The 22,235-nt window shown below is 52.5% G+C and carries 24 protein-coding genes; 7 read left to right on the plus strand and 17 right to left on the minus strand.

Annotated elements, in window-relative coordinates; translation table 11 throughout:
- Positions 1 to 35 precede the first annotated feature (35 nt).
- Entirely contained in the window at positions 36 to 998 is a 963-nt protein-coding gene (locus HRQ63_RS21275) for an ArsR/SmtB family transcription factor (protein WP_172247169.1), read from the plus strand.
- Positions 999 to 1,106: 108 nt separating this feature from the next.
- On the opposite strand, the gene HRQ63_RS21280 is transcribed toward HRQ63_RS21275, so the two are convergent.
- From HRQ63_RS21280 to HRQ63_RS21290, 3 genes are all read right to left on the minus strand, one after another.
- Positions 1,107 to 1,967: a carbohydrate ABC transporter permease gene (locus HRQ63_RS21280; protein ID WP_371873200.1), complete on the minus strand. Its 861-nt coding sequence runs from the start codon at positions 1,965 to 1,967 to the stop codon at positions 1,107 to 1,109.
- 96 nt (positions 1,968 to 2,063) lie between these two features.
- Positions 2,064 to 2,921, minus strand: coding sequence for an ABC transporter permease (locus HRQ63_RS21285; RefSeq protein WP_371873201.1), 858 nt, complete (start codon positions 2,919 to 2,921; stop codon positions 2,064 to 2,066).
- A gap of 279 nt (positions 2,922 to 3,200) precedes the next feature.
- Positions 3,201 to 4,820, minus strand: coding sequence for an extracellular solute-binding protein (locus HRQ63_RS21290; RefSeq protein WP_172247171.1), 1,620 nt, complete (start codon positions 4,818 to 4,820; stop codon positions 3,201 to 3,203).
- A gap of 315 nt (positions 4,821 to 5,135) precedes the next feature.
- Here HRQ63_RS21290 and HRQ63_RS21295 point away from each other — a divergent pair, with 315 nt between their 5' ends.
- Positions 5,136 to 5,993, plus strand: a complete 858-nt coding sequence (locus tag HRQ63_RS21295; RefSeq protein ID WP_172247172.1) for an AraC family transcriptional regulator — start codon at positions 5,136 to 5,138, stop codon at positions 5,991 to 5,993.
- A gap of 140 nt (positions 5,994 to 6,133) precedes the next feature.
- Complete coding sequence (locus HRQ63_RS21300; protein WP_172247173.1) at positions 6,134 to 6,328, plus strand: DUF6199 family natural product biosynthesis protein; 195 nt, start codon at positions 6,134 to 6,136, stop codon at positions 6,326 to 6,328.
- A 795-nt stretch (positions 6,329 to 7,123) separates the two neighbouring features.
- Here HRQ63_RS21300 and HRQ63_RS21305 read toward each other — a convergent pair.
- From HRQ63_RS21305 to HRQ63_RS21365, 13 genes are all read right to left on the minus strand, one after another.
- Positions 7,124 to 7,387, minus strand: coding sequence for a metallophosphoesterase (locus HRQ63_RS21305; RefSeq protein WP_172247174.1), 264 nt, complete (start codon positions 7,385 to 7,387; stop codon positions 7,124 to 7,126).
- A 10-nt stretch (positions 7,388 to 7,397) separates the two neighbouring features.
- A complete protein-coding gene (locus HRQ63_RS21310; RefSeq protein ID WP_172247175.1) occupies positions 7,398 to 8,177 on the minus strand; it encodes a class I SAM-dependent DNA methyltransferase in 780 nt (259 codons plus the stop codon).
- A 104-nt stretch (positions 8,178 to 8,281) separates the two neighbouring features.
- On the minus strand, positions 8,282 to 9,193 hold the full coding sequence (locus tag HRQ63_RS21315) for a CvfB family protein (protein ID WP_172247176.1): 912 nt from the start codon (positions 9,191 to 9,193) through the stop codon (positions 8,282 to 8,284).
- On the minus strand, positions 9,190 to 9,537 hold the full coding sequence (gene rsfS / locus HRQ63_RS21320; RefSeq protein ID WP_172247177.1) for a ribosome silencing factor: 348 nt from the start codon (positions 9,535 to 9,537) through the stop codon (positions 9,190 to 9,192). The genes HRQ63_RS21315 and rsfS overlap by 4 nt, the downstream gene beginning before the upstream one ends.
- A gap of 3 nt (positions 9,538 to 9,540) precedes the next feature.
- A complete protein-coding gene (yqeK, locus tag HRQ63_RS21325) occupies positions 9,541 to 10,161 on the minus strand; it encodes a bis(5'-nucleosyl)-tetraphosphatase (symmetrical) YqeK (RefSeq protein ID WP_172247178.1) in 621 nt (206 codons plus the stop codon).
- Positions 10,151 to 10,735 (minus strand): nicotinate-nucleotide adenylyltransferase, encoded by a 585-nt coding sequence (locus tag HRQ63_RS21330; RefSeq protein ID WP_172247179.1) that lies wholly within the window; start codon positions 10,733 to 10,735, stop codon positions 10,151 to 10,153. The genes yqeK and HRQ63_RS21330 overlap by 11 nt, the downstream gene beginning before the upstream one ends.
- Before the next feature lie 26 nt (positions 10,736 to 10,761).
- Entirely contained in the window at positions 10,762 to 11,052 is a 291-nt protein-coding gene (gene yhbY / locus HRQ63_RS21335) for a ribosome assembly RNA-binding protein YhbY (RefSeq protein ID WP_172247180.1), read from the minus strand.
- Positions 11,053 to 11,127: 75 nt separating this feature from the next.
- The gene (gene aroE, locus HRQ63_RS21340; protein ID WP_172247181.1) at positions 11,128 to 11,967 is read right to left on the minus strand and encodes a shikimate dehydrogenase; all 840 of its coding nucleotides are present in this window, start codon (positions 11,965 to 11,967) and stop codon (positions 11,128 to 11,130) included.
- 24 nt (positions 11,968 to 11,991) lie between these two features.
- A complete protein-coding gene (yqeH, locus tag HRQ63_RS21345) occupies positions 11,992 to 13,116 on the minus strand; it encodes a ribosome biogenesis GTPase YqeH (protein WP_172247182.1) in 1,125 nt (374 codons plus the stop codon).
- Complete coding sequence (locus HRQ63_RS21350; RefSeq protein ID WP_172247183.1) at positions 13,113 to 13,640, minus strand: YqeG family HAD IIIA-type phosphatase; 528 nt, start codon at positions 13,638 to 13,640, stop codon at positions 13,113 to 13,115. Before HRQ63_RS21350 ends, yqeH begins: the two co-directional genes overlap by 4 nt.
- 62 nt (positions 13,641 to 13,702) lie before the next feature.
- On the minus strand, positions 13,703 to 15,949 hold the full coding sequence (locus HRQ63_RS21355; protein WP_172247184.1) for a transglutaminase TgpA family protein: 2,247 nt from the start codon (positions 15,947 to 15,949) through the stop codon (positions 13,703 to 13,705).
- Positions 15,946 to 17,211: a DUF58 domain-containing protein gene (locus HRQ63_RS21360; RefSeq protein ID WP_172247185.1), complete on the minus strand. Its 1,266-nt coding sequence runs from the start codon at positions 17,209 to 17,211 to the stop codon at positions 15,946 to 15,948. Before HRQ63_RS21360 ends, HRQ63_RS21355 begins: the two co-directional genes overlap by 4 nt.
- A 3-nt stretch (positions 17,212 to 17,214) precedes the next feature.
- On the minus strand, positions 17,215 to 18,171 hold the full coding sequence (locus HRQ63_RS21365; protein WP_172247186.1) for an AAA family ATPase: 957 nt from the start codon (positions 18,169 to 18,171) through the stop codon (positions 17,215 to 17,217).
- Positions 18,172 to 18,507: 336 nt separating this feature from the next.
- Between HRQ63_RS21365 and HRQ63_RS21370 the strand changes: the two genes are divergently transcribed.
- From HRQ63_RS21370 to HRQ63_RS21380, 3 genes are all read left to right on the plus strand, one after another.
- On the plus strand, positions 18,508 to 19,581 hold the full coding sequence (locus HRQ63_RS21370; protein WP_172247187.1) for a M42 family metallopeptidase: 1,074 nt from the start codon (positions 18,508 to 18,510) through the stop codon (positions 19,579 to 19,581).
- Positions 19,582 to 19,696: 115 nt separating this feature from the next.
- Positions 19,697 to 19,954, plus strand: coding sequence for a helix-turn-helix domain-containing protein (locus HRQ63_RS21375; protein WP_172247188.1), 258 nt, complete (start codon positions 19,697 to 19,699; stop codon positions 19,952 to 19,954).
- 137 nt (positions 19,955 to 20,091) lie between these two features.
- Complete coding sequence (locus HRQ63_RS21380) at positions 20,092 to 20,826, plus strand: YwaF family protein (RefSeq protein ID WP_172247189.1); 735 nt, start codon at positions 20,092 to 20,094, stop codon at positions 20,824 to 20,826.
- 11 nt (positions 20,827 to 20,837) lie between these two features.
- Here HRQ63_RS21380 and HRQ63_RS21385 read toward each other — a convergent pair whose 3' ends face one another.
- Positions 20,838 to 21,623, minus strand: a complete 786-nt coding sequence (locus HRQ63_RS21385; protein ID WP_172247190.1) for an SDR family oxidoreductase — start codon at positions 21,621 to 21,623, stop codon at positions 20,838 to 20,840.
- Between the two features lie 415 nt (positions 21,624 to 22,038).
- Between HRQ63_RS21385 and HRQ63_RS26385 the strand changes: the two genes are divergently transcribed.
- Positions 22,039 to 22,176 (plus strand): DUF1540 domain-containing protein, encoded by a 138-nt coding sequence (locus HRQ63_RS26385; RefSeq protein ID WP_172247191.1) that lies wholly within the window; start codon positions 22,039 to 22,041, stop codon positions 22,174 to 22,176.
- The last annotated feature ends 59 nt before the right edge of the window (positions 22,177 to 22,235 follow it).

A 22,235-nucleotide genomic window follows, 5' to 3' on the forward strand; every position in this document is an offset into this window, starting at 1 on the left:
GGTACGGAAATACATGCGAAAGCGGGGAAAAGGCAATGATCGATATTAAAGATTTGATGAGCGGCATCGATATTTTCAAAGCGCTCGGTTCCGAAATCCGGATTCAGATTATCCAACTGCTGTCCGGAAACGAAGAATTGAACCTGAACGAAATCGCGCGAAAATTGGGACTCAGCAACGGAGCCGTTACTTTGCATATCAAAAAGCTCGAAGACTGCGGCTTGATTGAGATTCGAACGACCGGCGGCAAACACGGCATTCAAAAACTTTGTTATTTGAACAAAGACAAACTAATGGTCGATCTGCGAAGCAAAGAAGCCGACAATCTGTACGAAGTCGAAATTCAGGTCGGGCACTACAGCGACTACAAAGCTTTGCCGACCTGCGGCCTCGCGACCAAAGACAGCATCGTAGGCGATTTCGACGATCCCCGCTACTTTGCCGATCCGCAGCGAATCCATGCCGAAATTATCTGGCTGGCCGAAGGTTTTTTGGAATACCGCATTCCGAACTATTTGAAAGCGAACCAAACCTTCCGCGAGATTCAATTGTCGCTCGAGATCGGTTCCGAAGCGCCCGGCTATAATAACTACTATCCGTCGGATATTCATTTCTCCATGAACGGAATCGAATTGGGCAGTTGGATCAGTCCCGGCGATTTCGGCGACGTGCGCGGCACGTTCAATCCCGATTGGTGGCCGCCGCATCTTAACCAGTACGGCATGCTGAAGCTGATCCGGATCAATAGCGAAGGAAGTTTTATCGACGGCTGTCGCATCTCCGACGTAACGTTGGAAGACATCCGTCTCGATTATCGCAGCGAATTGACCTTCCGCATCGCCGTTACGGAAGAAAACGTCAACAAGCACGGATTGACATTATTCGGACGAAATTTCGGCAATTATAGCCAGCACATGCTGGCACGCGTCATGTACAACGTACATCAAAACGAATTCCCGAACGACGAAAGCAGCGAAGATGCCCTGTCGGCGAAATGAATGCACCATACGCTAAAAAAGGCATCCGGCCTACAGGCCGGATGCCTTTTTCATGACGGATATTCCGTTTTGCTCGGCTCATGTTCCCACTTGCGGGAGCATCTGCTCTTAACCCTTCACGGAACCGATCATGACGCCTTTATCGAAATACTTTTGCAGGAACGGATACACGAGCAGGATCGGCAGGGTCGATACGATGATGACGCCGTATTTGACTTGGTCGGCATACTGCTGCGCATAACCGCCCGCCGCGCCGCCGGAACCCGCCCCCTGGGAGAACACCTGGTTAGAAAGCAGAATATCGCGCAGGACGATCTGAAGCGGCTGAAGATCGTTGCTGCGGATATAGATCAGGCCGGTGAAAAAGTCGTTCCAATGCGCGACCAGATAATACAGGCCGATAACCGACACGATCGCTTTGGACAGCGGAAGAACGACCGAACCGAAGTAGCGGAAATGCGAACAGCCGTCCATCGCCGCCGCTTCGTACAGCTCTTTCGGGATCGAACTTTCGAAAAAGGAACGGGCGATGATCAGGTTGTACACGTTGACGCTGAACGGCAGGATGAACACCCACATCGTATTGAGCAGGTGCAGGTCTTTCATCAGCAGGTAAGTCGGAATCAGGCCGCCGCCGAAGAATAATGTCACGACGAAAGCGAACATAATAAACCGTCTGGCGCGGAATTCCTGTCTGGACAATACGTATGCCGCGGGCAGCGTGAACAGCAGATTGACTGCCGTTCCGAGTACCGTATACAGAATCGTATTCCCGTACCCCGTCCAGATCCGCTGATCTTTGAATATCTCCGAATAACCGAAGAAACTGATATCTTTCGGGAAGATCGTCACCTGCCCCGTGGAGACGAGCGTGGAGTTGCTGATCGAAGCAATGACGACAAAATAGAGCGGATACACGATACTGAGAAAGATTAACAGACAAATCGCGAACACGACCGCATCGAACATCCACTCTCCGAAATTTCGTTTATGCGCGACTGTTTTTTGCTTTTTTTGTACGAGCTGCATGAGCCGTTCGCTCCTTTCTTCGCGAGACCGTCCGCGTTACCACAGACTGGTCTCCGACGTTTTTCTCGCAATCAGGTTCATCGTATACAGGAAGAAGAAGTTGATCAGCGTATTGAACAGTCCGATCGCGGCCGAATAACTGAACTGATTGCTCACGATCCCGATCTTGTACACGTAAGTCGAGATGACCTCGGATACCGGAAGGTTAAGCGAGTTCTGCATCAGGAAAATCTTTTCGAACCCGGTGCTGAGCACGCTGCCCATGCTGAGCACGAACAAGATGATGATCGTCGGTATCAGCGCCGGAATCTCGATATTGCGGATGGTCTGCCAGCGGCTTGCCCCGTCGATCTTCGAAGCGTCGTATAACTGCGGATCAACGGTCGACAGCGCCGCCAAGTAAATGATGCTGTTCCAACCGCAATGCTGCCAGATCTCGGACAAGACGTATACCGGAACGAAAGTGGACGTGGAACCGAGCAGATTGACGTCGCCCAACCCCATCGACTGAAGAATATGGCCGATAACGCCAGAGTTCGGGGACAGCAGCACGTTCAGCAAGCCGACCATAACGACGATCGAAATAAAATGCGGCAGATAAACAGTCGTTTGCAGCGCTTTTTTCGCCCGTTTCCAGCGCAGTTGATTGATGAGCAGCGCCAAAATGATCGGAGCCGGGAAGCTGAGCACGACCGTGGACAGGCTGATCACGACCGTGTTCCGCATCAAATCCGCAAATTGATAGCTTTCGAAAAATTGCTTGAAATAAAACAAACCGCGCCATTCGCCGCCGGTCAACCCTTTGGCGAAGTTATAATCCCGGAACGCGAGCTGGATGCCGTACATCGGAATATAGTTGAAAATGAAAATAACGACGATCGCGGGCAAAATCATGATCCACAACTGGTAATCGCGCCGGAACGTATTGATTACCGTCGGCTTTTTCTTTTTATAGGCCCGCAGGTTAACCGGATTTTCGTAAGGATTTTTGGGAACCATTCGGCAGGTCTCTCCTTTCGCGAAAACGGGAGCCGCCTTCGTATGGACGAAAACGGCCTCCTAATACTTTGACCGCATCAAATCTAAGGTTTGCGTTCATCGGAAACACGCACGGTTCAAGCGGGTTTTCGAGGATCGTAATCTAACATTTTAAGCGGTCATGGTAATAACTTTTTAATGCGTGCTCATGTATTCGTCATAGTATTTCTGAATGATCTCGATATTTTTGTCGATACCGGTCTTTTGCACGTTGCCGACGTATTCGTCCCACTGCTCTTCGACGCCGCCCGTGGTAATCCATTCCGCCCATTTGGACATCGTCAGCGACAGCATGGCCGTGTTGTTCAGCGTCATCGCATTGTTATCCTCGACGCTGTATTTGATGAACATGCTCGGCAGGACGTCTTTTTCTTTGTCGATGCCGTCCAGCGCCGCTTTAAGCGGTTCCGTTTGCGCGCCGACCGACTGCATGTCCGTGCCCAGCTCCAGCTTGAGCGAATCCGCGATGTACATCGGACCGTTGTCCGCCCACGTCGTCGTCCATTTCCATGTGCCCGGGTCCATCGCCGCGTCTTCCGGAGGCAGCACCGCGTAAGAGCCGTCGCCTTTGTCTTCGATGTTGGTGCCGATCGAACCGAACAGCACCTGCATGCTGACCGTCGGATCGTACAGCTCGTTGATGAACTTCATCGCGGCATCTTTGTTTTTGGACGTGGACGCCAGCGAGACCATGTTGACGCCGTAGTTCAGCGAGTTATAGTCGTACGTCCAGGACAGCTGATCGCTCGAGCCTGCGTTTTCTTTCAGCGGAGCGAGCGATTCGTACTGCGGCGCCAACGTGTTGCCGACGCGGTCGGTTACTTCCCAACCCCACGTGAAGCCGACGGCTGCCGTGTCTCCGCTGCCGCGCGCAATCGACTGATACTTCGTATAATCCTGCGTGAATACTTCGGTGTTGATCAGGCCGGCCGCGTAGCACTTATGCAGGAACGCGACCAAATCTTTATAACGCTCGTCCGTGAAAAAGTTTTTGACTTTGCCGTCTTCCACGAAATAGCCTTGGCCGCTGTTGTCGGTGAGCGTGATTCCCTGACTGCCCAGCAGTACCGTCGGCATGAATGCCCCGAAGCCGCCCGTGCCGCTCGGCGCGAAGTCCATCGGAATCTCGTCGTTTGCGTCTCCGTTGCCGTTGGCATCCTTTTCCTTGAACGCGACCAGCACGTCATACAATTCATCCCAGTCGGTCGGTTCTTTCAGTCCCAGATTGTCCAACCACTGTTTGTTGATAAATTGGCGCGTCGTCGTCTCCGGCCAGAAGCGCTGATACTTCGGCAAACCGTAGATTTTACCGTCAAGCTGCGTCGCGATCGCTTTCGTTTCCGGCTTTTCGTCGAACATCTTTTGGACATTCGGGGCATCCGCGGCGATCAGCGGCGTCATGTCTTCGAACAACCCCGGGAACTGCGCATAGTCGGCATCCGTGATCGCGTTCGGCCCGATGATCAGATCCGGGATATCGCCGCCTGCGAGCAGAGCGCCTTTTTTCTGACCCCAGTCCGCGCTGACTTCTTGCCATTCGATCTCGACGCCCGCTTTTTCTTCGACTTTTTGCAGCCATTCCATTTTGGAAAATTCCTGCGTCAGCGGGTGCTTGGTCATGATCGCCGTCAGCTTGACCTTGCCGTCCGGCGTCGTCTTCCCGCTGTCGCTGCTTCCTTCATCCGAACCTCCGCAACCCGACAACAGACCTGCTCCAAGTGCCAGAACTGCCAGAATCGACATGCTTTTTTTCATTCCGATTCCCTCCATTTTTTGATTGCCGAATTGACGCGGAGAAGCATAAAAGTATATGTATATAACGCTTCTCCGTCCGCCTTCACGGCCCCCTTTTCATTTTCGATACTTTTTTGAATCCGCTTTCAAATCGATTTGATGACTCTAGATTAATCGCTTTTGACGGTCTTACAAATAGTTTAAAGTTCGAATAAGTGTCAAAAGGTTAGGTTTGTAAGGGAGGGTATCTAGTCGGGCGAGGGGTTTTGTGTTAGCTTTAAATTAGGGAAGCCATGCGAAAAAAGGACAAAATCAGACAAAGGGGGCTCTGCTTTGATGATTGCGTACGAACTATCTGTAGACACTCCGGTCGAGCTTGCGATTACCGGTAAATTCGTCGCGCCCGACGCCAACTGGATTCATTTGAGCCGGACTCTGATGGACTATGAATTGATGGTCGTGACGGAGGGCGTGCTGTACTTGGCCGACGGCTCGCAGCAATTCACGGTAGCCGAAGGCGAATATCTGCTGCTTCCGCCTTCTACTCAGCAATACGGCTATAAGGTATCGTCGTGCAGTTTTTACTGGTTGCATTTTTCTTCGAAAGAGCAGAACGTGGTCACCGTGGATGCGACGGGAGGATTGCCTCGCAAGGAAGATCAGAAGATTATTCTTCCCCGTTACGGGAAACTGAAAAGCCTGGAGAAAATGATCGTGATGATGAAGCAGCTTCAGGATTCGGTACGCAGCTACGATATGTCGTCGCTCAACAATTACATGTCCACCGTCATCCTATGCGAACTGTATAACCAACTTTTTCACACCGACTCCATTATGGTCAAAAAGACTCGGCAGGAGCAGCTTTATCACGATATCGTCGATTACATCAAATGGAACCGCGGCGAGCCTGTCAGGGTATCGCAGATCGCGGAAGTATTCGGGTATAACGAAAAATACCTGTCGCATCTCTTCTCCTCGATCGCGGGCGTCTCGCTCAAACAGTACATTTTGCAGCAAAAAATGGAACTGGCCAAATACTTGCTCACCGATACGAACCAAAATATCAGCGAAGTCTCCGTCAAGCTGGGGTATACCGATTCCCACAACTTCATGAAAGCGTTTAAAAAGATCGTCGGGTTGACGCCGAGCGATTTTCGGAACGCGTACGCCAAACGTTTGCTGTTCTACGAGTAAACCCAACCGATCAAGCGACAAAAACTTTTCGTTTTTTTCCGCGTATAACGAAGACACAAGGCTGTCGTTTCGGGTAAAGGTGTAATACGTATTATGCCGAGATGACGTATTCGTTTGCCGGAAAGGAGCTGATCGGCATCATGTTCCTGTTTTTTCTGATTCTTATTGCGATTGGGGCAGTGAACGTGCTGGCACCGCAGTTCGTTTGGCGGATTCGGTACGGGAAACCAGCTGGAGAACATTCGGAGCCGCATCCGTCTTTTTTGACGCTAAGTCGGTTGGCGGGGATGATGGCTTTGGCGGGGGCGACGTTGATTTTGACGAACGGTTTGTGAAAAGGGCCTATTCGTTGGAGGAAGCTGGGGGGCTGCGGGGGAAATTGCCAGCGTATGCTTCCGAAGTGCATTTCTTCGAAATGCTTCACAAAACGCTGTCTCACGCAGAAAGCCTCCGGCTTTCCGCGTTCAAAGGCGTTTTTCACTGAATTTCCCTCTTCGCCTATTGCTTCGTACGAATAAGAACTTTTCAAACCATTAGTCTTTCCCGAGAGTTAAAGGGAAGGCTTTTTGGTTTGGATGTTTTAATCATTTAAATTCAAATTTGTATGTATGTGCGTATTTGAAGGGATTGAGTTTGCCTCGAATTTGTCACTACTTATATCTCTAATCAATGCTGGGCAGGCTTGCTGAAGTGAAAATGCCCGATTCATCGATCAGCAAGGCATTCAAGTGGCCGCCGAATTTAATGCCTCCGTCGATGCCGATGATTTGGGAGCCGAACCAAGGGCTATGGAGGCCAGGGTTGCCGTGCAGGTTGGAGCAGGCGTCATGGCCGAAGATGACGGTTCGGTTGTTTGTATTTAAAGTGCCGTCGGCGCGGTGGAAGCGGCCGCGGAGCCAGCGGAAATCGCGTGCGGAGGTGGATTTCCAGTCGGGTTGTTTCGGATCGATGCCGGCGTGAACGTAGATATGCCGATCGTCTTCCAGCCAGTCTGGCAGCGTACGAAGGAACGTGATTTCTTTCGCATAATGATGCAGGATAGCAGAACGGGCTTGAGCTTGGTCTTGCTGCGCCGCGAATCCCGGCCAGAACGAGGTGATGGTTTGCAGACCGCCGGTTCGATTTTTGGCCTAGGGCAGAAGGCGGTGTTCTTTGCCGTCTAACCAGTTCAAAAACAATTCATCGTGGTTACCGCCGAGTACTTGCGTATTTCCGGCTCCTTGAGCGCATAAATCCATGACCATGCGGACGGTGCCCAGAGAATCCGGGCCTCCGTCCACATAGTCGCCGAGCAGGTACAATCGGTCTTGAGTCGGTTCGTAATGAATCTTTTCCAAGAGTGCGATCAGCGTTCGAGCATGTCCATGAATATCGGATATCGCAATCGTTCTCATTATTCCCCTCCTACTTGACCGCCACGTAAAACAAACGCTCCGACTCGTCGTTAGGTTTTTCCCATTCAAAATCCGCGTAAGTTTCTACGGTTGAAAAGCCTGCACGCAGCAGTGCCTCGCGCAGCCATTGCGGATCATAAGCACGTTCAACGTGAAATTCGTCGAAACGATCATAGATATCCTTCGAAGTATTCGAATCGCCTTGTCGACGCACGAAAATACGCAGATGATGCTCGATCTCCACGCGTTCCTCGTCTAATCCGCAAGTCCAAATATACGAGATATCGCCTTCATCCAATACGAAAGGTTGTTCTTCTTCATAACGGCGCAGTGTATTCGGGTGATGGACGTCGAACAAAAAGGTTCCGCCGGGCTTCAGACCCTCGTAGGTGGCACGAAAGGTATCTTCGATCTGCTTTTCTTCGGTTAAATAATTCAAACAATCACAAAACGAAATAACCGAATCGACAGGCTCGGGTGCGGCCCATTCCGTCATATCCTGACAAGCAAAACGAAGACTTCCGCTGCGAAGCAGTCCCTGAAGCATCGGACGATCATCCGCTTTGTCGCGTGCCGCAGCCAACATATCCTCCGACAAGTCGATCCCCGTCATTCGGTATCCCTGTTCGGCAAGCATCGCGGTCAGCGTGCCCGTTCCGCAGCCCAATTCGACGACCTCACTCGGGTTGCCGTACTTTTTCCAGGCTTCGAGCGTAAATCTTTGCCACTTGGCATAAGGCATGTCCTGCATTAACTCATCGTATACGTATGCAAATTTTCCGTAAGACATCTTCAGTCCCCTTCCGTTTCAACTTGTATCTTCTAGAGGATTTTCTCCATAAAAAAACGGCTCTTTCCTTTCCCGGAAGCGAGCCGTTCGTATTCTTTTAGCTATTATTCCGCATCGGAAGAAGATTCTTCGGACGATTTCAAACGCGTCCAGTTCTCGTCTTGCTCGATCAGGCCCTGCTTCATCAATCGGCCCAATGCGCGTTTGAACGCGGCTTTGCTGATGCCGAAGCGAAGCTTGATGATATCCGGTCCGGTCTTGTCCGAGTAAGGCATCGCATTGCCTTCGCGGGTACGCATATAAGCCAAAATCTTCTCCGCATCCTCGTCCATGCCGATCTCTTTCGGCTGCGCCATCGAGAGATTGACGCGGCCGTCTTCTTCGCGAATCCGCGTGACGCGGACATCGACCACTTCACCCAAACGCAGCGGACGCGGACGTTCCGAGGAATGGATCAGACCGATTGCGCCGAAGCCCAATACGCCGCCTTCGATGATCACGAACGTGCCCATCTGAAGCGGGCGGTACACAGTCGCTTTCATCCACTGATTTTTCCACGATTCCGGAGCGTTGAAGCACAGCGGCGACAACTCTTCCTCGCCCGATGTACGGGCAAGCAAACGTCCCTGCTTATCGCGGTCCATCCGCACATAGATCCGGTCGCCGACTTCGGGTTGAAGTTCCGGCGTTTCCGGCAGCTCGCGCTTGGGCAGCAAAAGCTGACGACCCAGCCCCATCTCCAAGAAACAGCCAAGACGAGGGTGAATATCAGCGACTTCGAGAGCGGCGATCTCGCCGAACGTCAGCAGCGGTTTTTTCATCGTCGCGATCAGGCGGTCTTCGGAGTCGTGATGAATGAAAACTTCCGTCTCCTGACCGTTGCGGAATTTCATGTTGCCCGTGCGTTCCGTATACGGAAGCAGCACTTCTTCCTCGCCGTTTGTCATGAAAAAGCCGTGCGGCGACACTTCGCGTGCGACCTTCAGTTTGACGATTGTACCGGCTTCGAGACTCATACCGTTTCCACCACTTTCGCGTCCGACCAGACGCGTTCGATATTGTAATATTCGCGCTCATCGCGGTGGAACACATGAACGATCACGTCGCCGAGATCGATCAGTACCCAGCGTGCGGAGTCCATGCCTTCAATGCCGCGGATCGGCGCGCCGGCATCGTTTGCGCGTTTGCGCACTTCGTTCGCGATAGCTTGGACTTGAGTATCGGAATTACCGTGACACACGACAAAATAATCGGCCACAAGCGAGATTCCGGTCAGATCCAACGCGACTACGTTCATTGCTTTTCTTTCCGCAACGGCCTCCGTCGCAAGGTGAAGCAGTTCTTTTGGTTTTACACTCATTCGTTATCCTCCCCTATTTTCGGCAACCGGCTTTGCCTGTCCCGCCTGCTCGCGCTGGGCAAGCTGACGGATCAGATCGTTACGGGCCAGTACCGTTGTCGGAAATATCGTTTGTCCCCGTTCGACCAGTACGCGAAGCGTCGAGTCGAATCCGGCGATCAATCCTTCTTCCAGGCTAAGCTGCGCTTTTTCCCGAATCAGATCCACACCCGGAAAATCGCGCCCCGGCTCTATATAGTCGGCCAGGCATACAATTTTGTCGAGCAGCGTCATGTTTTCGCGCCCCGACGTGTGATAACGGATCGCATCGATCACTTCGCGGTCTTCGATGCCGTACTCGTGCTCTGCCACATAAGCGCCGACCTCCGAATGCCACATCGGGGCATCGTAGTTGAGCAGGTCGGCATCGAGTCCGTTATCGGCAATCACCGCGGCCTGACGCTGCACCGGCCAATATTTGGCGACGTCATGAATGATCGCGGCAAGTTCCGCCCGAGCGGGATCGGCACCGTAGCGCTCGGCCAATTCGATTGCCGATTGCATCACGCCAAGCGTATGACGCCATCTGCGGGCCGGCATCTGCGACGATACATGCTCAATCAGTTCTTCGCGCTTAAGTCGCATGATTTTCGCTCCTTTGCAAATAATCATAGACCTTGTCCGGTACGAGATAACGGGCTGAACGCCCGTCTTTCAACCGCTCGCGAATCTCGGTTGAAGAGATTTCGAGCTGCGGCATATCGACATGATCGATCACCTCGACCAACGCTTCCGGAAGCACGGATCTGTCCAGCACGTAACCGGCACGACCGACGGCGGCAAAACGAGTCATTTTCGCCAGGTCTTCGATTCGTTCCCACTTCGGCAGATAGTTGACCATATCCGTCCCGATGATGAAGTGAAAATCATCATCGGGATATTGGCCGGTCAGCGTCTCCATCGTGTCGGCACTGTACGACACGCCTCCGCGGCGCAGCTCAATATCTAATGTCCGAAAAGCAGGTTGTTCGCTGATTGCCAATTCCACCATGCGCAATCGTTCGTCGCTGGAGAATCCGGCCTCGGCTTTGTGCGGAGGGATATGGGAAGGCATGAACCAGACTTCATCCAAATCAAGCGCCTCGCGCACGGTTTCAGCGGCAACCAGGTGCCCGATATGAATCGGATCAAACGTTCCGCCCATAATTCCGATTTTCAAAACCGTCCACTCCTCCGCTTGCCTCTTTACGGCAGTTCGATTTGCTTGTGTTCGCGCGATTCTTTGTACAGGATGATCGTACGGCCGATCACCTGCACCAATTCGGCTTCCGCAGCTTCGGCCAGCTCGGCTCCGAGTTGCTTCGGCTCTTCCGAACAGTTATTCAGCACAGATACTTTCATCAATTCCCGCAGCTCGATCGCCTCATTGATATGACGAACCAGTTGATCATTGAGACCTCCCTTGCCGATTTGGAAGATCGCATCGAGATGATGAGCCTGCGAACGCAGGTAGCGTTTTTGTTTGCCTGTCAGCATAAGTTTAATTGACTCCTCTTTTTTTGAAAATGACTGTGCTTATCGTTTATTTACCCGTTTCGAATCTCGTGACGGTCAGAGCTTCATGTTCGCAAGTACCGCGCTTCGCATTGCATCGACAGGAGCGGACGCGCCCGTCCAATATTCGAAGGCATAAGCCCCTTGATAGACGAACATGCCCAAACCGCCGTGTACGCGGCATCCCTTTTGGCGCGCCGAGCGCAGCAGCCTCGTCTCCAGCGGATTATAGATCAAATCGCTGACGATCTCCGTGCCTTTCAGCAGCTCGATATCCAGCGGGACGTCCTCCATATTCGGATGCATGCCGACCGAAGTCGTATTGATCACGAGATCCGCATCTTGCAAAGCCTCGGCCGTGCGGGAAGAAGGCAGCGCCGCAATGTCGGCCAGATCGCTCCATTCGGCAGCCAACGCTTGTGCACGCTCCGGTGTCCGGTTAAGCAATGTGATCCGGTTCGGCTTTTCGGCGGCCAAAGCATAAATGATACCGCGAGCCGCTCCGCCGGCCCCGAGCACGACGATGCGGCGACCCGTAAGTTCAGCCGCCGCTTCTTCCTTCAGCGACCGAACATAACCGATCCCGTCCGTATTGCGGCCGATTAACCGACCGGCTTCATTGACGATCGTGTTGACCGCTCCGATTCGTCGTGCATCTTCTGCCAGCTCATCGAGATACTGCATCACATGCTCTTTGTGGGGAATCGTAACGTTAAGGCCGCGATAGCCTTCTTCCCGCATGGTGCGGATCGTATCTTCAAGCCGGTCCGGCTTCACATGCAGCGCCGAATAATCGCCGGCAATCCCCCGCTCGCGCAGTGCAGCCGCATGCATGATCGGCGACTTGGAATGCGCGATCGGATCTCCGATTACGCCAAGCTTCAACGGTTGGTTCAACGCCTCTTCCTCCTAAGCCTCAAGTTAAATCAGCGAATCGCGCATAATGACCTTAACGCCCTTCGGTGCATGCACCGCAACTTTCGCTCCGCTTTCGCCGTTTGCTTTCACCCAACCGAGACCGGAAATGAACAGGTCTTGAGCGCCGCCTTTCGGAATACGGAATTCATGACGCGTCCATTCCGGCATTTTCTCCGCTTCTTCGCGCGACGGCGGAGTCAGCAGTTCGCCGATATGATCGGCATACAGTTCATCCGCACGTCCGAGCTTCGTCCGATGCAGATTCAAAGCTCCGCTTGTATAGAATGTGAACGACTGGCGATCGCCTTCGATAAAGTCAAAGCGAGCCAGGCCTCCTATAAACAAAGTTTGTCCTTCGTTCAGCTGATAGACAGCCGGCTTCAAAGGTTTCTCCGGCATGATTTTAACCAGATCGCCCGGCGTTACCAGCTCCGTATAGCGGGAAGGGTACACGATCCCCGGCGTATCGACGATATAATGACCGTCATCCAGCGGGATATTGACCATATCCAGCGTCGTGCCCGGATAACGGGAAGTCGTCAACTCTTCTTCCAGATCGCTATAATCGGTAATCAGGCGATTAATCAACGTCGATTTGCCGACATTGGTCGAACCGACGACATAGACGTCGCGATCTCCGCGGCGTTCTGCCACTTCCTGAAGCAAACGATCGAAGCCCAGGTTCTTTTTCGCGCTGCAAAGCACGATTTCTTCAGTCTTCAAGCCCAGCTCTTTCGCTTGCTTCTGTACCCAGTTGCGCACCTTGTTCCAGTTAGTCACTTTAGGCAGCAGGTCGATCTTGTTAACCGCGAGAATAACCGGATTGCTGCCGACAAAGCGCTGCAGTCCGGTAATCACGCTACCCTGGAAATCGAACAGATCGACGATGTGAATAACCAGTGCTTTGCGTTCGCCGATCTGGCCCAGCATACGCAGGAACTCGTCTTGATTCATCGCGACCGATGCAACTTCATTATAATTTTTGATACGGAAGCAGCGGCGGCAAATTTGCGCGCCGTCTTCCTTCAATTTCGGAATATATCCGATTCCTGCCGGGTCTTCCGTTTGAAGCGGCGCTCCGCAGCCGTTACAACGGAGTACTGCGGAACCTTCCAGTCTTTCTGTCATTTCTTCTTTTCCTCCTCAAGCCACTTGCCCATCTTGCGTAGACGTCCAATTGCGACCCGCTCGACCCTGCGATTGAAGCGAGTGCGCCAGCCTTCGTCGCCGATGGCGATCGGCAGCACCAGCACGGTGTATAAGCCCAATCGGTTCCCTCCGAGCACGTCGGTGAGCAGTTGGTCGCCTACGACGATCGTCTGCTTTTCGTTCAATTCCATCAGCTTCATCGCTTTGCGGAACGGTGCATGGGACGGCTTGCGTGCCGCATGCACGAATCGGATATCGAGCGGCGTCGCAAAAACGGACACGCGGTTCATATTATTGTTGGATACGATCACAAGCTGAAAACCGAGTTCCTTCACCTTTGCAAACCATGCGATCAGTTCAGGCGTAGCGTTTGGGGCTTTCGCTCCGACCAAAGTATTATCCAGATCGGTTACGATCCCCCGGTAGCCCCGGTTATACAAATCTTCCAGATCGATATCGAATACCGTATCAACTTGGAGTTTCGGCAACAGTGCATCGAACAAGTTGTGGTCACCTCGTTGCATTAGTCTGTAAACTCAAACTATATCACAGTGAACGCTCCGCGTCAGCTACCGGATTGCGGCAAATTCGGCAAAACCGGATAATATCCTTTCCAGCTTTTTCGCAAACCGGAAGAATAACGCTGCATCTCTGCCCATTCTTCTGTCGTTACACGTTCCGGACTATACCGGGCTTTTTCGAACATTCTCAGGATCGGAGCCAACGCGGCTTCTGTCCCGGTCACCTTGGTCTCCCAACGGGCAACGGATTCGCGCAATGTCTCATTATCTTCGCGCTTCAATCCTTTACGCTTCAAGAAACGCAGGAAGCGCTCGGTTTCCAGTACGATCTTTTGACCGTCGGAGAGCGGCCCGCCCATTCGCAGTCCCATGAAGAAGAAATAGATCGATCGACGACGCAGCCAGAGCAGATAGCTCCCCCAAGCCGCAACCACGATAGCCGCAGCCCCGACAATGATCGGCACGATCTTCGAATCGTCTTGATCCGTCGAAGCGGAAGCCGCCTGTTCGGCTTGTTCTTCCTGCTCTTCCGGTTGCTGCTCGGGTTCTTGCGTCACGTCGGTATCAGCCGGAGTGACCGCTTCTTGCAGCAGCGGCATATTGAATCCGCGCGTCGCTTCGACCGGCACCCAACCGTAATCTCCGAAGTACACTTCGGCCCACGAGTGGGCGTTGGCGTTCGTCACTTCATACTGCGAGCTGTTTTCGTTTTCGGCAAACTGCTGCGGAATATCGCTTGTCGCCGGGTTGCCCGGGGAATAACCTTTGACCCAACGCGCCGGAATGCCTTGCGAACGAGCCATCATCACCATGGCGGTAGAGAAGTAGTCGCAGTATCCTTCTTGAATTTCGAACAGGAAACTTTCGACGAAATCATCGCTCTCCCGACGGGATAAAGCGGGGTTATTCGTATACGTATAGTTTTGCTGCAGGTACTGCTGAAGCAGGTAGACCTTCTCGTATGGGGTCTGTCCATCTTTTGTAATATCGGCAGCCAAATCCGTTACGCGCTGCGGGAATCCTCGCGGAACCTGTACGTATCTCGGATCGACGCCGTTCGGATATAATTCCGTGGCTGTCGCGGTTTTAAGCGAATCGACCGGAATCACCGGCACTTCGGATGTGATCGTGTACGTTTTGGGATAGATCGTAGTCCCGCGGCCTGCGCGTTCCTGCCAATGCAGCTCGCCCTGTTCTGGCTTCCACTGCATGCGGGCTTCGCCGTTTTCGATATCCAGGCTCTCTACCGTATTGATGGAAAAAGCACCGAACAATACGGGATACGTCGTATCGCCTTGCATCGTGACTCGTTGGCGAACCGTTTTGGTCGGCGTAAGCGGAGCGGCTTCGCGCTCCAAGGCTTGCTCGCGCTGCACGTCTTCGAGCGTACCCCAACCGCTGTCCGCGTCCCAACCGCTTCCGGTGTAGGTCATTCTCGTCTCGCCGCGCCAGTAGCTGCGCTCTGTCGATTCGACCGTCATGACCGGAGTGAAGTCGAAGTTGAATCCGCCGCCGAGCTGCCCGTCTTCGCGACTATAGCCCGACGCGGAAGCCTGCCCCTGGAGCAAACCGGTTCCGTTGAATGCGACATTCGACGTTCCCTGCATCTGTCTCCAAGCCGTATACGGATCGGTTAATACGGGCTGCACGAACGGCATATTCACACCGGCCAAAATGACCAATGAAAAGACAACGGCCGTATTGATGAGCAACTTGAACGGATTGCGACGAATCGCTTTCCAACCTTTCGGAAAACGGGATTGGAAACGGCGGAAGTGATCGCATACCAGCCAGCCCATCGTGGCAAACACGATCCAGGCGACGGCTTTCCAGAGCGATACGACCGTAAAGGAATCCAGCGCGGCCAAAGGTACGATATTCAGAAAAGCAAAAACCAGAATACGCCGCTGGCTATTGATAGCACGAATACAAAATTCAAATAGTAACCAGGCGATCAAGGCAAACCAAACATAAGGAAACATCGCCTCGGAAAATTGTTCGGCTCTCGCCGCCAATATGCCTTCCGGTTGAAAAATATCGTAACGTTGCAGCGTCGCGTACATCACGATCACGAAAAGGATAGCCTTAAGCCCCAGACGCAGCCAGGATTCCTTCGGCAGCAGCACATGAACGATCGCGACCACCGTCAATACGCCGAGTACCAACGCATTCGTTTCATCGAACCAGATGGTCCGCGTATAGGTTAGCCACTGAATGGCAATGATCATTAACCAGACTGTCGAGACACCCGTATACCAAGATGACTTAAACGATTCAGCCCACTTTTTCATCGGATACCTCCTTCCAGCACGGTCGGCAGCTCGTCAAGACTACCGACCCGGTAAGCCGCGACTCCCTTGGTACGGAGTGAAGAAACCCACTGCCGGGACGCGTTGGAACTTTCTCCTTCCGATCCGGGAGCTTCCGTAATCTGAACATGGCAAAAACTCATCTGATGCGTCTGCGCAAAGCGCACCAGTTCCATGACAGGCCCATCCGAAAGCGGCGTAACCACAACAAGAATGACCCCCTTCGGCAAGCGGTTCAATGCAGACTCAAGCCCTGAAAGCAGCGAACCTTCGCCTTTAGGGTCCAAATCAACCAGGTGATCCATCATCGCATGCAGCCTGGATCGTCCCTGCGCAGGTTCGAACACGCGAACTTCGCGCCCAAGCGAACACAGTCCCATCGGAATCGACTCGCGTCCCCCGTACTCGAGCAACGAAGCTGCCGTCGAAACGGCCGTCTCGAACTGTCTGGCCGAGCGATAGTGATTCTCGTACGTATCGAGCACCACCATCGTCTTGGGAATCGATTCATATTCAAATTCTTTGGATTTCCATTCTCCGGTGCGGGCCGTAGCATTCCAGTGAATACGCGAGATCCGATCCCCGTACACATAATCGCGCACGCCCCCGACCTGATTCGTTTCTCGACCGGACACGTGTCCGACCGACTGGGGTCCCAGCAAACGGTTGCGCCGATCCAAGAGCTGCCATTTCGCAACATGAGCCGTTCTCGGCAGTACGCGGAATTCCCCGCGTGCCGAAAACGATCCCCGATGCTCAATCAGACCGAAAATATCCTCCGTCACGCACTCCGTCTCGGAAAAGGCATAGCGTCCGCGCTCTAACGGAGGCGTCTGAAACAACAGCTCGCCGCGTCCGTTCAGGCTGGGCACCAGACTTTCTTCAAATGACCAGGTCTCGCCGCTATGGCGCTTGAGCGTCTCTCGTACGATGACATAAGGCAAAGGCAGAAAGCCGGGAATTTCCAAATGCAGGCGAATCCGAATTTGATCGCCTGCATGCAGCACGCCGCCCCATGCGCCCGGTTCGCCGGAAAACTGACGCTCGCCCCGCGCGCGCGCAATTCCGTTCAGCCCGCCGAACAGCAGGTATAAACCGAACAACGTGACCATGGCGAACAACATAATCGAAGTTTTGCCGCCCTGGAACAGCAAATAGAACAGGCAACACATCCAGATCGAGAGCAGCATCGACATTTTCGCCGGAGAAAGCTTCGGCTTAAACAGATTCCAGATTTCCCGCATACCTTAGCGTCCCATCGATACCGGCACGCTGCTGGCGGCCAGCAGATTACGGATGAGCGATTCGGCATTCAGGCTGTCGAGGCGTGCTTCCGGGCGGATCAGAATGCGATGCGGCAATACATACGGCGCTAACTCCTTAATATCGTCAGGCAGTACGAAATCGCGTTCGTTAATGAATGCATACGCCTTCGCGGCAAGCGAGAACGAGATCGAAGCACGCGGGCTGGCGCCCAGCAATACGGAAGGATGCTCGCGCGTCGCGCGGATGATGCCCAACATATACGAGGTAACCGCCTCGTTCATATGCACTTCGCGCACCTCGCGTTGAATTCCGGCAATCGTCGCCATATCCGTGACCGCATGAAGCTGATCCGCCGGCTGGCCGACGCGGTTGGCGCCGATCAGGCTTTTTTCCGTTTCCAGATCCGGATAGCCCATATGCAGCTTCATCATAAAGCGGTCAAGCTGCGCTTCCGGAAGCACGTAAGTGCCTTCGAAGTCGATCGGGTTTTGCGTCGCGCACAGCATGAACGGATGCGGCAGGGGATGCGTCTCTCCGTCAACGGTCACGCTGCGCTCTTCCATCGCTTCCAGAAGGGCGGATTGCGTTTTGGTCGTCGCCCGGTTAATTTCGTCCGCGAGCAAAATATTGGACATGATCGGACCGGGACGAAACTGGAAGCGCTCTTCGCGGGGATGATAGATGGATACGCCCGTAATATCCGTCGGCAGCAAGTCGGGATTGCATTGAACGCGCCGATATACGCCTTCCATCGAGCGCGACAAAGCTTTAATCATCTGCGTCTTGCCGGTGCCGGGTACGTCTTCGATCAAAACGTGCCCCCCGGCGAGCAGCGCGGTCATCAATAATTTTATCTCAAAGGTTTTCCCCAGTATGCACGATTCAAGATTGGACCTTACTGCGGTAACGATCTGCATGGATTCGGAACTTACGGACATATGGACAACCTCCTAAGTCATTCTCCTATTAGCTTGTCAACTCTCAATCAGAGGATTACGTTTGGCTGAAACGCACACGCTTTAGGTGCGTTGCAGCCAGGCGTAACCTTACTTTTGACGTTGACAAGGTACTACTACCCTGTCAAAGCTTCTTTCAAAAGTCGCTTCAGTAGTGCCTATATTGTACATGATCGAAGCACCGAAAGCACATCTTCTGCCGGAAAAGAAGATTTGGACGCGTGCCCGTGACAATTCTTCCATAAGCTTGCATACTAGAAGGATAGCGAACGCGGAGGTTTTTCGCGTTTCGGATTTTGTTGATGGGAGAGTGCAAGTATGAATAACGAAACATTGGCATTGTTCAAAGAACTAACCGAGTTCCCGGCAGCACCGGGATTCGAGCGTGATTTGCGCGCATTGGTCAAGGATAAGCTGTCTGCCTATACGGAGGAGTTCGTTCAGGATCGTATCGGCAGTCTGTTCGGAGTCAAGCGCGGTCCCGAGGATGGGCCGAAAGTGATGGTTGCCGGGCATTTCGACGAAGTCGGCTTCCTCGTAAACGGAATTACGGAAACCGGACTCGTGCGTTTCCAGCCGCTCGGCGGTTGGTGGAGTCAGGTCGTTCTGGGCCAACGTCTTCAAATCATCACCGAAAACGGTCCCGTTGTCGGCGTAGTCGGCTCGACGCCAAAGCATTTGCTGGGCGAAGCGGAAGCCAGCCGTCCGGTCGATCTGAAAATCATGTACATTGATCTCGGTGCTGACGATCGTGCGGAAGCGGAAAGCTTCGGGGTCAAAGTCGGCCAACAAATCCTGCCGATTTGCGACTTTACGCCTCTGTCCAATCCGAAGAAAATCATGGCGAAAGCGTGGGATAACCGGTATGGCGTAGGACTCGCGATCGAATTGATGAAAGAAGTGCACGGCGAGCAATTGCCGAACACGCTATACAGCGGCGCGACCGTTCAAGAAGAGGTCGGTCTGCGCGGAGCACGGACAGCGGCAAACTTGATCCAGCCTGACATTTTCTTCGCGCTTGACTGCAGCGCGGCGAATGATATGACGGGCGACCGCAATCTGTTCGGGCATCTGGGACAAGGCGCGCTGCTTCGGATCTTCGATCCGACGATGATTACCCACCGCGGTCTGTTGGAGTACATTCAAGATACGGCTTCGACGCATAAGGTCAAAGTTCAACCGTTCATCTCGCCGGGCGGCACGGATGCGGGTCAAGTACACTTAAGCGGAATCGGCGTGCCTTCGACGGTCATCGGGATCTGCGGACGCTATATCCACACTTCGTCGTCGATCATCCACACGGATGATTATGCAGCAGCAAAAGAGCTTCTGATCCGTCTTGTTCGCGGATTGGACCGTACAACGCTCAATACGATTATTGAACGAGCATAAAGTCAACTGCTTTCCTTCAAAAATTGATCTTTTTTATTATTTTTTGACCTTTACTTGTAAAAAACCATCAGAAAAAGACTGTCCCGTCCGATATAAGTCTTAAGGGGTGGTTTTAGTGGCAACTAAAGGACAAACGTTCTGCAAGTACAGCTATGAAACAAAGTTGAAAGCCGTTCAAATGCGTATGGACGGAATGACCAAAAAGCAGGTGGCGAAAGAGCTCGGCATCTACGATCTCAATCGTCTGAAGATTTGGATGCGTAAATATAAGGCTGAAGGCGAACTAGGTCTAATTGACCACAGAGGCAGACGGGAAGACGCATACTTGGAGCAGGATTTCATGGAAACCGAGATGGCTGCCCAAAGCGTTTAATGAATGCCTACATGATTTCTCATCGTTGGTTGCACAAAAAGCGGCAAACCCGAATCCAAGCTGAATCTCAGCCCGGGGACGCCGCTTTTTGGCGTATGGATCGAAATACGATTCAAGCATGAATGGAGGCCTGTGGCGTGTTCGCTTCTTTTTTCTCTTCAAATGTTTCCGAGCCGTTTTCCGCATTTTCTGCCGCTCACCTGAGTGCATTGGGTTTATTTACAGCTGCCGCATTTTTGATGTTTATTTTCCGCGGCGCAATCCGTTCGGGATCCAAACTTAAACAAGCGCTGCGTCTGACACTGCTTATCACCTTGATTGCCGCCGAAGTTTCCTTACATATTTGGTATATCGCGTCGGATGTCTGGAACGCCCAACATACGCTGCCGCTTGAGCTGTGCAGCCTAATGCTTCTTGCCGCGATCATGATGCTGATTACGCGCAGTCGCTTTTTGGCAGGGCTTGTCTTTTTCGCAGGGATCGGAGGCGCTTTGCAGGCACTCTTGACGCCCAACTTGGCTTATGAATACCCGCATTTTCGTTTTGTTCAGTTTTTTATCGCTCACGCTGTCATTATTCTGTCCGCGCTTTACATGGTTTGGATCGAGCGTTTCCGTGCTACTTGGCGAACCGTTCTCACGTCAATGTTATCGCTGAACGCCATCGCGCTGATCGTGTATCTGCTGGACTGGATTTTGGATGCCAATTACATGTTCTTGCGCAGAAAGCCGGATACCCCGTCCATACTTGATCTGTTTGGCGATTATCCGCTCTACATTTTGGTTGAAGAACTTCTGGCACTTTTTACGTTTACTGCCCTGTATATCGTATTCTTCGTCATTCCGGATGCGTTGCGGCGAAAAAAAGAGTAAAACAAGTTACTTTAAAGAAGCGATTCGGCACCGTCCACGAAAATCTCCGTGCCGCTGATATGCGAAGAATCGTCGGAACCCAGAAATAGAACGAGTTTGGCGACTTCTTCCGGTTTACCGGGACGCCCTTCCAGCGGATGGCTGCCTTCCGGGTATTCGACCGGAATCGCGATCTTTTTCAAATCGTCGCTCGGGAACGTATTTTTGCCGATATTCGTTTCGATGGCGCCGGGACAAATGACGTTGACGCGAATTTTGTAACGGGCCAATTCCAGCGCCGCCATTTTCGCAAAAGCGACTTGTCCCGCTTTCGACGAGGAATACGCCGAAAAACCGGTACCCGAGAATGCGCGGCTTCCGTTAATGGAGCTTGTAATCACGACGCTTCCTCCCTGCTTTTTCAAATAAGGGATACTGTATTTGACCGTGGCAAACGTGCCGCGCAGATTCGTCTCCAACGTCCGGTTCCAATCCTCGATTTCCATCGTTTCAATCGGAGCTGCCGCTCCGTTGATTCCCGCATTGGCGAAAACCACATCGATCCGTCCCCATGTCTCGCCTACGCGTCGAACAGCCGCCTGCACCGATTCCGGACGCGATACGTCGCATTCGATCGCAAACGCTTCGCCGCCGGCTTTCTCGATCTCCTGCTTCGTTTCTTCCGCCGTATCGGTCGTAAGTTCCAATAAAGCGACTTTCGCGCCTTCGGCGGCCAAAAGAATAGCGCTTGCTTTTCCGATTCCCGAACCTGCTCCCGTCACTACCGCTACTTTTCCGGCCATTCTTCCGTTTGTCATTATCGTTGCCCTCCCGGTTTCTTTAAAATGATTATCGCCATAAGCGCTGCATCGTCTTCCATCATGTATTCGGTAACCTTCCCGCTTTCTTCTGAAACCGTTTACGGGAATCGGATATAAAATCTTTCGGAAAATTCAAGCTTGGCTATTGAACGCCGCATCGCGGTATGTTAAATTGATTAAGAACTTGAGAGTGAATCTCATTCTCCCGAGAATAAAACTCATTATCCCGACAATGAAAATCATCCTCACCATTTCCGAACATTATCGACGTTTTTATTGCTGATCATTCATATTTTTTTAAAAACGCGGGTTGCGGACCTGCTTATTTGTGTTATATTGGTTTTAGAAGCTTTGTTGCCTCGTCGGTGAGTTTGCAGCAAACCAAATCCAATATGACACGGAGGTTTTACACATGTCCACGGTCCAATGCCAAGTTTCGGATTGCACAAACTGGGAAGCCAACCTTTGCACAGCCGAGAAAATCGAAGTTGTTTTCGCTCCGGATCACACTGCCGAATGCACGACGTTCGAAGAAAAGCAAGAAGCTTAATTGCTAAATTCATTCATAAAAAGAAGGGTATCCCTCAAGTCGTCTTCGGACGCCGGGAC

This window comes from Saccharibacillus endophyticus, from assembly GCF_013185185.1.
GTDB classification, from domain to species: Bacteria; Bacillota; Bacilli; order Paenibacillales; family Paenibacillaceae; genus Saccharibacillus; species Saccharibacillus endophyticus.